Below are 13,225 nucleotides of genomic sequence, written 5' to 3'. Positions count from 1 at the left end.
ACCTAGTCCTTCGGCGTCCATTGCTCGATGTTGACCCAAGGCCCCCACGACGTGCCGTGCTCATGCGGCTCGAGAATCGTTGATGTGTCGTGCCACGCGTCAGCGATGGCGCGTAGTTGGACATAGGTGTGATCGAGGAAAACCAGGACAACCATCGATGGCTCTGCCATGTAAATGTTCTGGACTTCTTGGTACGCCGCGACGCGCTCTTTCAGGGTGAGTGAAGTGCGCCCCTTCTCCAGCGCAGCATCCATCTTTGGGTTGGCGTACTGGCTGGGGTTGTCGTAGTACGCGCCCGCGGCCGGGTACGACGAGTGCAGCATTGAGAACAATTGCGAATCGATGTCGTACGGCGTGTCACCGCCACCGAGCATCACCGCATCCTGGTGGATGTGTGGCTCGAGTACGTCGAAGCCGGCACCCTCGATAGTGACGTCGAAGCCGAGCTTGAGTGCTTCGGAGGCAAATGCCGCCGATAGGTCTTTGCGCAGGCGGTCCTCTGGTTTGTAGTAGATCTTGAATTCTGCGCGCTGGCCATCCTTGGTGCGGATGCCGTCGGAACCCACTGACCATCCAGCGTCCTGCAGCATCGCAGTCGCCTGATCGACGTCGTACGCGAATACGGCGTCCTCGGAGTAATAGTCGGTGTACTGCGGCGGGATGAAGGTCGAAGCTGCCCGCCCGTACCCCATCAGGATGCCGTCGACCATCCCCTGGCGGTCGATACCGAGATTCAGCGCCATCCGCACCGCGGGGTCGGAGGTCACTGGGTTGTCTAGTGGCAGCGAAATGCCGCGCCAATCTGCCGACGTAGCCGAGATGACCTCGACGTCGTCGGAGTTCTCGAATGTGATCGCCAACCGCGGTGGGAGCACTGAGCCGTCGTACTCACCGGCGGTCATCTGCTGTGCGCGTGTGTTGTCGTCCGGTGTGGAGACGTACGTGATCTTCTTGATTGCTGGTTCGCCGTCACGGAACTTCGGGTTGGCGACGTATACCAACGTGCTGCTGCTGAAGGACTCAACGACGTACGGTCCGGTGCCGATCGGGTTCTGGTTCAGGTCGGATTCCTCGACCTTTTGGCCGGCAACGATGGCAGCCGCCGGGGCGATTCCGATGAGTAACTTCGTCGGAAACGCGACATACGACACCTTGAGGGTAAATACGACTGTCGTGGGATCGGGAGCTGTGACGCTCTTGAGCATCGAAAGGTCGCCGGCGATCGGCGAGGTGGTAGCGGGATCGATGATCGCGGTGTACGTGGCGACGACATCCTCGGCCGTCAACGGCGTCCCATCCGAGAAAACGACGTCGGGACGGATCTTGACCGTCCAGGTCTTCGCGTCCGCTGACGGCTCGGGGTCGCTTGCCGCGAGTTGCGGGACGAGATTGGGGAGGTCGTCTGCTGGGCCCTCGAGCGTCAGTAGGCCTTCGTTGATCTTGCCCATGCCATTGCTGTCAGCGCCCGCAATCGGGTTCAGTGTCTCCGGCAGCATCGCGGTTAGTAGTGCTAGAGAGTCCTTTGCTCCAGATCCACCGTCCACTCCGGGCGCATTGCACGCCGCTGCCGCCAGCACTGCGCCCGCCGTGCCTATCAGGAACAGTCGTCTGCTGATGTCGACCACGGGTAGCCTTACTGTGCGGAGTATTGGACGGTTTCCGACCCTACCGCACGTGTGTTTGGCTACACACATGTGCGGTTATGACGTCGGCCGATCACGAGGTTGGTAGTGGATAACGAGACGCCCGGTGAGGTCGCTGCGAACGCGGTGCATAGCAGTAGTGCGGCGATTGAGGGATGGGTAGGGACATTCGAACTCTTCGCCGACCCGACGCGGATGAAGATTCTGGTGGCTATTCACGCGGCACCGGACGCATCCGTTTCCGAGATCGCCACCGCGACCGCGATAGCCCCGAATACCGTGACGCAGGCGCTGGCGACGTTACTGGCCGCCGATGTGGTGGCGTACCGCAAGGACGGCCGCTACCGGCGCTGGAGCCTTGCGGACGATGCGGCGCATGCGGTGCTGCACCACATCAACGCCCCGCATACGCCGCTACACCCAGACCACTAGGGATCGCACCTAGCGAGAATACTCGGAGCGGTCGCGCCATACCCGTAATTGTGCGGTGACTGTAGGTGCCCCTGGTGGGCCAGTATGGGGATCGGTGGGTCGCGCGTGTCCATCAGCGGTGCGCGCCGATGAATCGAAACCTATTTAACCCACGTGAAATTCAACACCGGCGCAGAAGGGTATCAGTGTGATCTCGACGATTTCGCCCGATGACGCTACGCGTATTCTTGCCGCCACTTCTCGAATCTGGCCTCCGGGCCCGAATTTCAGGATTGACGCGCTGCAGGTGTTGCACGAACTCGTCGGGGCAGATTTGGTTCAATTTCACCGGATGGATATTGCGGCGGGAAAGCGCGATTTCGTCGTGTATCCGCTTGATTGGAGCGACCGGGTCGGCGCGATAAAACCGGTACTCGACCGACTCCGTAACCAACACCCGGTGGTCGCGTTCTATGCCGGTGCGGGTGAACTATCGGTGATGCGGGTCTCCGACCGAGTGGGGCCAGATGAGTGGTACGCCAGTCAACTGTACCGCGAGTACTTCATCCCGCTGGGCGTTGACTGGGAGATGCTGGTACCCGTCCCGTCCGGGGACCGATTCCTGAATCTGATCTCGCTGATGCGCTCAGGGGAAGATTTCACCGAACGCGATGTCGCGGTGTGTAATGCGCTGCTACCCGCCCTTGCGCTCGGCTGCGGCGGCGCCCCCGAGCCGGGTGAAATGCGTTCGGGGGCGATCGGCGGCTGGTTCGCAGTGACCATCGATGGCGCGGACCGCGTCATACAGGTCGCGCCGCCAGATCCGAGCGGCACTCTGCGCGAGGGGCTACGGTTGCCGAGCAGTGTTCGGCGTGCCGAAGGCAGCGTGGGTCTGCCGCCGGTGCGGCGATGCCGAATCGATGACGAGGATTGGATCAGTCGCAGCGTGATGGCGACATCGCAGGGCGAATTGATCGGAATGCGGCGAACGACGTCCGCTCCCGCTGATCTAGCAGCGCTCACCGGACGCCAACTCGACGTCTTGCAGTTGGTGGCCGGTGGTCGACGCAATGCCGAAATCGCCCGCGAGTTGGGGATCGCTGAAGGAACGGTACGAAAGCATCTGGAAAACATCCTCGAGGCGCTGGATGTGCCCAATCGAGCGGGCGCGGCTGCGCGCTGGCACGCGCTAAGCGCCGAACTCGCCGGTGGAGGCAGCGCGGGCTAGGCGAGACTTCCCGAACCCCGGTACCCCTGAGCGCTAGGCGCATCGGGGCATTACGTGATTTCTGAATGATTTCTAGGACAATTCGGGGTTCTCGAAGGTTAAACCTCGGAATACGTAAAACTACGTATCCACTTTCGTTAGGTACCCAAATAGCATTGAGAACGATCGATCTGCGATGTATAGGCCGGCCTATTAAGGTCGCGCATCCCCGTTGACACCTGGACGTGCCGACGGCGCAGGACCTACGTCGAGGAGCACGGGAGGACAACGCAGTGACTCTGAGTAGACCGTATGCGTTGGGTGTCGACATTGGCGGCACGCAGGTAAAAGCGGCTTCTGCGGAGCGGCTCGAAGACGGTGCGGTGCGAGCTACGACAATTTGCCTCGAGGCCTCTGGCCCTGCGATGCGCGCAGTGGCGGGCATCGCAGGGGACGAGCTCGTTGTCGGAGCAGAAGCGACTGAGTTGGCCCGGCGCGAACCGCAAAACTGTGCACGCGGTTTCATTGCGCGGGTCGGGGACTCCACCCCATACATCCTTGGGAATCACCAGATCACCGCAGCTCAGTTGTGCGCTGCCGTCGTTGAGGCCGTGACAGTGCACGCGCGAGCGGAACGAGGCTCCGAGCCGCAACGCATTAGCCTCGTACACCCACCCAACTGGCGGCCTTGGCGAATTACAGCGACGCTGGCGGCCTTGGCGGAGCGAGGTCTTGTCGGAATCCGCGCCATCTCGTCACCCATCGCCGTTGCCGCCAGCTACGGCGGCGATGGCACGCTTCCGTCGAATATTCCTGTTGCGGTGTGCGACCTCGGCCGCCACACGATGAGTGTGACGCTCGTGCAACGTCGAGCGGACGACTCACTTGCTGAGCTGGGTCAGTCGCAAATCTGCGCTTATCCGGGCGCCACATCGTTCACGTGGCCAGCGGAAACTGACGGGCCCTCCGATCAGATGCTGTCGCAGCTTCAGGGGCTCATTGATCGGGCGTTCGTCGCTGCCGGTATCTCCAGCCCTGGGGAGTGTGCGGTGATTCTTGCCGGGGGCTTGTCGCGGATGCCGAGCATCGTCGATTATCTTGCCCAACTGCGCGCAGCGCCAGTGTTGATGCAGGTCGATCCGCAGTATGCTGGGAGTATCGGCGCTGCTGCCTCGGCCACTACCGGGCAGCCAAGCACCGCGTTGCTGCAATTGACGTCCCGCGAACCCCGATGGGTGAGGTCGGCGCGCGGCACCGAGCCGGTGCGGGGCGCTGTAGAACCACTCCGGTTTATCGCGCGTCCACGTCCGATCACACCACTGGCGGCGATTCATTCGGTGAGGGCATCGTTATGACGCTAGGTGAACTTTCCAGAACCGCGCGTCAGCGCACCGGCGTAGGTGTCGAGCGCTCGGAAATCACGAGTTTCATCAACACGATTGTCGCGGACCCATATCGCCGGCATTGCACCGCGCTGAACGGGGTACGAGGCTCAGGTAAGTCCGCGGCGCTGGATCGCTGTATCGAGGCGTTCGAGGGTATGGGCTTTCCCGTTGCGCGTGACGTGACGGCGTTGGCAGCTGAGGTGATGCCCATCCGCCGCGAGTCGCTGCGACCGTGGCTGGTGGTGGATGACGTTCACCTGGCCGATGAGCAGGTGATCTGGCGGTTGGCGGAACTAGCACGCGACCAAGAAGGACCGAACCTGCTCGTGGCACACCTACGCGGTTCGCAATCCGATTCGGTTCGCGCATTGCGCACGGTGATGGGGTCCGTCACCAGGCCGGTCGCGCTGGGTCCGCTGTCGAGCAATGAGGCGCGGGAATGGATAGAAGGCCAATGTGCGTGGTTATCAATCGCGGCGCGTGAGCGGTGCCTTATCGCCTCGGGTTCGATGCCATGGGTTCTGTCGGTCGTCATCGAGGTGCTGACCGAACTTGCTGATGGCCGCGAAGGTGGGGTTAGCGAGATCGAACGCGCACTGGCGGGCACCGCAGTGCTCCCCGGGTTGATCACGCGACTGTCGCTTGAATTGGACAGGCTGGCTGACTCGCCGCGCGCATTGGCCCTAGCGCTGGCATCCGGGGCGGATGCGTCCGACCTCATCGGGTCGGGCATAGTCGATCTGGGTTCACCGCGCAGCGGCGGCTACACCGCCAAGCAGTACGACGATGACCTTGCTGACCTACGTAGCGGGGGCATGCTCGATGTGCACGAACGCCTCATTCCACTAGTGCGGACCGCTGTTCTGCATACAGCCCCCGCACATCGACGCCGGGCATCGCGGATCGAGTTGTTGGGCTCTCGGATGGACAACGGGCGCGATACCGCTGACCTCGCCTGGGAACTGGCGCGCCAGGGCGTACAAGACCCGCGAGTAGTCTCGGCTTTACTCAGGACGGGGCATAACTTGTTGGGCGCGGATCCGCGACGTGCGGCCGCTGCGTTCGCGTTGGCCAGCGACATCGGCGCGCCAGCGCAACAGACACTGTTGCCGCAGGTCGAGGCGTTGATTGCGACCAGCCAGCTTGACCTGGCTCTGTCTCTGCTCGAGCGAGATCGCAGCCATATCCCTCATGTCAGTCAGCCAGACGCTGCGGCAATCAACGCCGCCCTGTGGCTGCGTCTCGGTTACCCCGAGCGCGCCGCCGACGCGGTTCACTCTCTGGGCGCGGACGGCGCAGCGCGCCTTGGAGGCATCGGTGCGGTAGCGGTGACGGCCGCCGGACAGTTGCCCACACGGTTGATGGCGTCGGAGGTGGATAAGGTCCCGCAGAGTCCCGCGAGACTTGCAATCGAGGCGATGGGTACCGCGATCGTCGACTCACTAAAGCATGACTCGGTGGCTATCTCGCGATCATTGTCGTCGCTCGTGCGCGCTTCCGAGACCCTAAGTGCCACTGGGTCAACGGCGCTCCTGCCGGATTCGCCAGCCGCGCTGGCCGCGCTGATCGCCATACACACAGGGCAACGAGAGACCGCGATCGCCGTGCTCAACCGGGCGATCGAAGCACACCACCCGAATGCGGAGCTGTTGCCCCGGCTGCGACTACTGCGAGGGTGGGCGGCGTTACTCGACGGCGACGTGCTGACAGCGGTCGAAATGAACGACTTATCCGCGGGTGAGTTGGCAGCACGCGACGAATTGCTATCGGCGGCCCTCACGATAGCGATAGCTCATCGAGCTGACGATGCACCGGCGCTGCGGCGCACCTGGCCCCGGGCCCGCGCTGCGCTGATGCGAGTGTCGATCGGACTGTTCGACATTCTCGCGCTCGGCGAACTGGTGATTGCGGCCGAGCGTCTGCGTGAAGACGACGCGGTCGCAGGTTCACTCGCCGACGGATTGTCGGTATTGCAGCGGTTAGGCGATCCGCCGGTGTGGGGAACCCTGCTGCATTGGGGATGCGTGAAGGTCGCAATCCGCAGGAACCAACCGACTGCGTTGGAGCCACATGCGGCCGCGTTGGTCCGCGGCGGCGCCGCGGTGCGACTATCGGGTGCGCTGGCGGATGTAGGACGGTCGTGGGTCGCGATCCTTGGGGGCGCCCGCGATAGCGCGACCATGACGACGGCCGAGCAACACGCGCGTGCGCTGGGTGCTGCGGGAATGGAGTGGGACGCCGCACGGTTCGCCGGGTTGGCGGCTACTCAGGCCATCGGTCGCGGCGATATCCAGCGATTACTGCATGTCGCGCGTGACATGAGCCAGGTGCACGCCGTTCGCGCAGACCCGGTTTCGGAGTCCGCACGTACGGTGCGCGTTGCCGGCCCCGGATCTCCGAGCGTGCGTGAGGGGCAGAGTCCGGGACCGGTGCATCCTCGCGAGGATGCGCGTTCGGTACTTAGCGCGCGGGAAATCGAAGTAGCTGCGCTCGTCCTCGAAGGTCGTACGTACGCGGAAATCGGTAACACTCTGTTCATTTCGCCGAGAACTGTTGAACACCACATGGCGCGAATACGACGCAGGCTCAACGTTTCAAGTCGTAGTGAACTTTTGGTGCGACTTCGGTCCCTGCTTAGTGGCGTCGGCATCAATGGCGGTGCGTAAAAGTGTCCGCTGACCTGGTGCTATGCCGCAATCCCCAATATAGGGGCGAAAACCCCCTAGTGGCCAGCGACGGGATTCGGGATCGCACCCGATGCGCTGTCGCGAGTGAATCGATTGCATGTAGATATCCGAATCCGGAGCCGTGGCTGTGGTGCGACAGGGCACCCGAAAGATTGCATGGAACCGGTGAAGCAGTTTGGCCGACGCGGCCGAATGACTATAGGAGCGATCATGGCATTCTCAACCTCAGCCCTCATCGAGTTCTTGCTGAACCTGTTGAAGGACCCGGCAGCTGCGCAGCAGTTCACCGCTGATCCCGAAGGATCACTAGCCGACGCCGGCCTCTCGGATGCATCGGCGGCGCAGGTCCAGTCGGCGATCCCCGTCGTACTCGACGCCCCGCAGGTGTGCGTCGCACCGTCGGCGGGAGGCAACAACTACTTCACCGGCGGCAACAGCACCAACTCCGGCGATGTCAATGTGATCTCCGGTGGCGCCAACGGCGGCTACGTGCCCGGTGGCAATGGCGGTAACGGTGGCAATGGCGGTAACGGTGGTGACGGCGGCAATGGTGGCAATGGCGGTAACGGCGGCAATGGTGGAGACGGTGGCGGCTACGGCGGCGACGTGTCGGTCATCGAACAGATCCGCACGATCGTGAACAACTACTCCTACGTAGACGATCGCGACACGATCACCGACCAGTCCGTCAACCAGAACATCTGGGCGGATGGCCCGGTCACCCAGTTCTTCGACAATGACGCGGTTGTTGCCTCCGGCGACGGCGCTATTGCGGCCGGCCGCGACGTGTCGAATGTCGGATCGACGTCGACCACGACCACGACCACGATCTCCGATTCGGGCAACGACAACTCGACGAACGTCGAGGTCGGCGACGTCTCGCTGGATAACGTCGGCAGCACCAACACCGACAACTCGACGAATGTGTCGATCGACGACATCGAGATCGAGGACAGCCAGATCGGTAACACCGACAACTCGGTGGATATCGATGACTCGGGTAACGGTAACGGCAGCGGCAACGGAAACACCATCGTTGATGTCGATGACTCGGGTAACGGGAACGGAAACGTCGTTGATTCGGGCAACACCGATATCGAGATCGAGGATTCCGGTAACGGCAACGGCAGCGGAAACGGAAACGTCGTTGATTCGGGCAACACGGATGTCGATGTTGACATCGAGGACTCGGGTAACGGCAACGGCAGCGGAAACGGAAACGTCGTTGATTCGGGCAACACCGATATCGAGATCGAGGATTCCGGTAACGGCAACGGAAACATCGTTGATTCCGGTAACGGCAGTGGGAACGACAACTCCACTGAGATCGAGATCGAGGACAGCGAGATCGGTAACACCGATGTCGACATCGAGGACTCCGGCAACAACAGCGGGAACGACATCTCGGATTCTGGTAACGGCAGCGGGAACGACATCGAGGTCGACATCGAGGATTCCGGTAACAACAGCGGGAACGACTCGTCGATCGACATCGAGGACTCCTTCACCGACAACGTCAACATCGAGGACAACTTCAGCGGGAACGATGTCCTCAGCGGCAACGATGTGCTCAGTGACAACAACACGGGCAACACCAACATCGAGGACAACTTCAACGAGAACGACGTCCTCAGCAACAACCTGAACGACAACGAAGCAGAGCTCGATCTCGGGGTTCTGTAACGACGCGCGTCGCCCTTAGGCGACGTCGCACATGCACCGACTGCCCGGAACGGCCTAAGCGCCGTTCCGGGCGTTCGGGGATATCGAAGGTAGGCGACATGGAACTGGACGAGATACTCGTGCGCGGGATCGACGCCGCGCAACGCAACGAGCGCACTGATTTCGTCGAGCGACTGTCGCACGCACGTATACGCCTCAGCGAAAGCGCCGTACGCGTGATGGTTGTTGGCGAGTTCAAGCAAGGAAAGAGCCAGCTGGTCAACGCTCTGGTTGGCGCTCCGGTGTGCCCCATCGATGACGACATAGCGACGAGTGTTCCGACTACCGTGCGGTACGGCGAGCAACCGGGTGCGGTTGCTATCAGCCCTCCAGGGCGCCGATCGGCCGAGGATGCGCCGGTGCGTACTCCGCTCGAGTTGGGCGCGGTCGCGGACGCCGTATCTGAACGGGGGAACCCGGGCAACCGGCTCGGCCTGACCGGGGTCGAGGTGTCGCTTCCCAGCGCGCTGCTCAAGGATGGGTTGGAGCTGGTAGATGCGCCGGGTGCGGGTGGCACTACCTCCGTGGCGACCTTGGCGACACTCAGCGTGCTCGCCACCGCTCACTCTTTGCTATTCACGACCGACGCCACTCAGGAATTCACCGAACCGGAACTACAGTTCTTGCGGACGACGATGCGGGTGTGCCCGAACATCGCTGTACTGCTGACCAAAACCGATCTATCGCCGCAATGGCGCACGATCGAGCATCTCAACCGTCAGCACCTCGATCGCGTCGGTCTCCAGTCGATCCCGATCATCGCGGTGTCATCTCACGTTCGCATCGAGGCGTGGCGGGTGCGCGATAACGAGCTCGAACAAGAGTCTGGCTTCCCTGCGCTTGTCCATTTCTTAAAGAGTGACGTACAAGCCAACTCAATCAAGTTGCTGCGGCGGGGAGTAGCTCAGGACTTGCAGATCGTGGCCAGCCAACTACGCCTGAGTCTGACCACCGAACGTGAGGCGCTCACTGATCCCGACTCGACCCCCGAGATCGTCGCTGGGCTGGACAGTGCGCTTGAGCGAACCGCCGAGTTACGCAAGAACGCGTCGCTGTGGCAGGTCACGTTGAATGACGGCATCGCCGATATAGTCGCTGACCTCGACTATGACCTGCGTGATCGACTGCGGCGGGTCCAGTCGGACGCCGAAGAGGCCATCGATGCTGGTGACCCCGGACCCGTGTGGCGCGACATGGCCGAATGGTTAGAGAACGAAGTGGCCGCGGCGATCACCGACACCTTTATCTGGACCAATGAGCGCTCAGCCTGGCTGGCGGAGCGAGTGAATCGGCACTTTGAGGACGACGCATCGGCGATTCCGCAGATGCGGGTGGGGGAGACGGACGGCGTGCTGGGCGCCATCGGAGATATGGCGGAGATTGATCCCGGAAGGCTATCGATGTTCCAGAAGGTTTTCGTCAGTATGCGCGGTTCGTACACCGGCATCCTGATGGTTGGCCTGGTGACGGGACTGATGGGCTTATCTCTGATCAATCCGATTTCGCTGGCGGCGGGTGTCGTGCTCGGCGGCAAGGCCTACGTCGAAGATCGGCGCAGCAGATTGAATCGGCGGCAGATCGAGGCGAAGATGCTTGTCCGCAAGCAGATCGATGACGTCCTGTTCCAGGTCGGTAAGCAGTTGAAGGACCGCATCCGACTAGTGCAGCGCGCGACGCGCGATCATTTCACCGCGATCGCGGAGGAATACCACCGCACCCTTCAGGACGCGACCACCGCCGCGCGGCGAGCAGCGCAAGTCGCCCGGGAAGCTTCCGATGACAGGATCAAGCAAATCGACAGGGAGCTGGCGCAAGTCGACTGGCTCGCGCGCGCGGCGGACGCCGTACGGCCGAGCGGTGATGTGCCCGTACCGGTTGCCCTGGAGGGACTGTGATGGCTGCTGAGATCGTCGCCGAGACACACCGCCTACTTCAGCTCGCTGTGGACTCCTATTCGGATGAACCAAGTTGTGTGGCTCACCTGCATCGGGTACGTAACCGGCTGACCGAACCGGTACGGATCGCGTTCGCAGGAATGGTGAAGGCTGGTAAGTCGACCCTGCTCAATGCGATCCTCGGCGAGCGGCTTGCGCCCGCCGAAGCCGGCGAATGTACCCGCGCCTTGACGATCTATCGTTTCGGGCACGAACCTCGAGTAACCGCAGAACTCGCCAACGGCGACGTGGTGACTCTGCCGGTACGCACTGTCGACGGTCAACTTGACCTTTCACTCGGCGATGCAGCGCAGGCGCGTCGGATCCTCGTTCGATGGCCGGCTGAGATCCTGCGGACGATGACGCTGGTGGACACACCCGGAATCGGGTCGCTATCCGGGGAAGTGTCGATGCGGACCAGTACCGCGCTCGCGCAGAGCGACGCCGCAGCGGAAGCCGATGCCGTCGTATACCTGACCCGGCGGCTACATGAGACCGATGTTCGATTCCTACAGCAACTGGCGCCGAGCGATAACTCGATCGCGGCGACGATCAATACGATTGCCGTTCTGTCTCGCGCTGATGAAACGGGCGCCGGTCGCATCGACGCGATGTTGACCGCGCAAGAGATCGCGACTCGCGTACGCAGCGACCCAGCGCTGTTTGGCACAGTTCTAGGGGTGTTCCCGGTGGCCGGCCTGCTCGCACAGGGGGCCCGCACACTGCGCGAGGAGGACCTACAAACTATCCGTGAATTGGCCGAACTCGATCGCGCAGAACGCGACCGAATGCTGGTCTCGGGTGATCGGTTCGTGCGCCCGACATCAACGTTGACTAGTACGCCGCAGTCGCGCGCGGGCGTACTGGAGCGGTTCGGCGTACATGGCATTCGCGTAGCCACGTCAATGATTCGGGGCAACGACACGATGCGAGTGGCCGAACTTGCGCCGCTGTTGTCTTCACAAAGCGGGCTTGGTGATCTTCAGACGGCCATCGGTCGGCACTTCGTTGAGCGGGCAGACCTGCTCCGCGCCCGTTCGGTGTGGCGAGCGGTCACCGGTATCGCGGCCGCGCGGCCCGAGGTGTTAGCGAGTTCTCGATTGCTCGGCGAAGTGGATCGGCTCGAAACTGCCGCGCACGGATTGCGAGAGTTGTCGTCACTGGCGAGACTGAGCGGCTCTAGCCCCGACATTGACTGGGACTCCGAGACTGTGGGACAGGCGCAACGGCTGCTGGGTGGCTATGGCACGAGCGCAGCCGCGCGGCTGCGGACGCCCGACGGCGCGGACGCAGCGGCGTTGGCCGAGAAAGCCCGAAATGGCGTGCGTCGATGGCGTGCGTCCGCGAATGCCGAGATACAGCGCGGCCTGCAGCAAGACATCAGCGAGACCGTGTGCCGCAGCGCGGAGGAATTACTGATCGAGGCGCATCCGTCCGCTGCGCGCGGCGTCCTCCGTCTCGCGTCGGGTAACTAGCCACCTCTTGGTTCCGGGGCAGACGCCCCCGATGGCTGCGATGAGTGCGATCGTGAGTTGCGCGAGTGCCAATAAGGTGATGAGCAGGCCGTCTCGATCGACCGCCACTAGTCGGTGCACCAGCACTACCAGTACGCACTGTGCGGCGACGAGCACCAGAAGCCACCAACGTGGCCGGAATCGCCCGCGCAGCAGTCGAACGAGCACGAGCGCCTGCACGACAATGAGCGCCACGCACATGGCCGTGACTGACCAGAACAGGATCGACGCGGCCGTGCTGATAGTGGCCTCGTCGTAGCCGCTGCGCAGCGTCGGGATGTACTCACGCAGCGCCGTGAGGCGTCCCTTCGCCGAGAACGCGGCGAACAGCGCGGCGGCCGTGCCGAACGCAAAGCTGAGTAGCCACAGTGCGCGAACTGTCTGCACCGTCCGCGTGTAAGGAGTCTCCGGGACGATCGGGGGAATGCTGCCCCCGGACATCGCCGGTCGCGGTGGTGAAGGTTCGGTGTGTGCGACGCGCCGGCCTGGGCCGTCGTTGACGATGCTCGGCGGGGGAATGACGACCGTGACCCCACGACTCGAATCCCCCTCGGCGTACCGGGTGACGGCGGTATCGTTGTCGATCTGCATCGGGCGAGCGAAGCCATCGGCGCGCGGATCGTTAGGCATACATCCAAAATAGCCCCCTCGGTGCCGCAGAGTTAGCCCCGCGATGGATGCTGGGCAACGTTAGGTAGTTGAATCGGTCAGATTAGGGGATT

At 62.6% G+C, this 13,225-nt stretch carries 9 protein-coding genes; 7 read left to right on the top strand and 2 right to left on the bottom strand.

Annotated elements, in window-relative coordinates:
* Positions 1 to 2 precede the first annotated feature (2 nt).
* Positions 3 to 1,625 carry an ABC transporter substrate-binding protein gene (locus E1H16_RS09325; RefSeq protein ID WP_208378953.1) on the bottom strand — a complete coding sequence of 541 codons (1,623 nt, stop codon included), beginning with the start codon at positions 1,623 to 1,625 and terminating at the stop codon, positions 3 to 5.
* 105 nt (positions 1,626 to 1,730) lie between these two features.
* Between E1H16_RS09325 and E1H16_RS09320 the strand changes: the two genes are divergently transcribed.
* The 7 genes from E1H16_RS09320 (at position 1,731) to E1H16_RS09295 (ending at position 12,464) form a co-directional block, all read left to right on the top strand.
* Positions 1,731 to 2,075 carry an ArsR/SmtB family transcription factor gene (locus tag E1H16_RS09320; protein WP_208378952.1) on the top strand — a complete coding sequence of 115 codons (345 nt, stop codon included), beginning with the start codon at positions 1,731 to 1,733 and terminating at the stop codon, positions 2,073 to 2,075.
* 331 nt (positions 2,076 to 2,406) lie between these two features.
* A complete protein-coding gene (locus E1H16_RS09315) occupies positions 2,407 to 3,282 on the top strand; it encodes a response regulator transcription factor (RefSeq protein WP_134323399.1) in 876 nt (291 codons plus the stop codon).
* A gap of 272 nt (positions 3,283 to 3,554) precedes the next feature.
* Positions 3,555 to 4,616 carry an Hsp70 family protein gene (locus tag E1H16_RS18375; protein ID WP_166741687.1) on the top strand — a complete coding sequence of 354 codons (1,062 nt, stop codon included), beginning with the start codon at positions 3,555 to 3,557 and terminating at the stop codon, positions 4,614 to 4,616.
* Positions 4,613 to 7,312, top strand: coding sequence for a helix-turn-helix transcriptional regulator (locus E1H16_RS09310; RefSeq protein ID WP_166741686.1), 2,700 nt, complete (start codon positions 4,613 to 4,615; stop codon positions 7,310 to 7,312). The genes E1H16_RS18375 and E1H16_RS09310 overlap by 4 nt, the downstream gene beginning before the upstream one ends.
* Positions 7,313 to 7,543: 231 nt before the next feature.
* The gene (locus tag E1H16_RS09305) at positions 7,544 to 9,016 is read left to right on the top strand and encodes an IniB N-terminal domain-containing protein (RefSeq protein ID WP_166741685.1); all 1,473 of its coding nucleotides are present in this window, start codon (positions 7,544 to 7,546) and stop codon (positions 9,014 to 9,016) included.
* A gap of 98 nt (positions 9,017 to 9,114) precedes the next feature.
* The gene (locus E1H16_RS09300; RefSeq protein ID WP_134323396.1) at positions 9,115 to 10,950 is read left to right on the top strand and encodes a dynamin family protein; all 1,836 of its coding nucleotides are present in this window, start codon (positions 9,115 to 9,117) and stop codon (positions 10,948 to 10,950) included.
* Positions 10,950 to 12,464, top strand: coding sequence for a dynamin family protein (locus E1H16_RS09295; protein WP_134323395.1), 1,515 nt, complete (start codon positions 10,950 to 10,952; stop codon positions 12,462 to 12,464). The genes E1H16_RS09300 and E1H16_RS09295 overlap by 1 nt, the downstream gene beginning before the upstream one ends.
* Here E1H16_RS09295 and E1H16_RS09290 read toward each other — a convergent pair.
* Positions 12,402 to 13,133: a hypothetical protein gene (locus E1H16_RS09290; protein ID WP_134323394.1), complete on the bottom strand. Its 732-nt coding sequence runs from the start codon at positions 13,131 to 13,133 to the stop codon at positions 12,402 to 12,404. The genes E1H16_RS09295 and E1H16_RS09290 overlap by 63 nt on opposite strands.
* Positions 13,134 to 13,225 lie beyond the last annotated feature (92 nt).

This window comes from Cumulibacter soli, assembly GCF_004382795.1.
GTDB classification, from domain to species: Bacteria; Actinomycetota; Actinomycetes; order Mycobacteriales; family Antricoccaceae; genus Cumulibacter; species Cumulibacter soli.
Note: the sequence above shows the minus strand (reverse complement) of the source record. Positions and strands in the feature narration are given on the sequence as shown.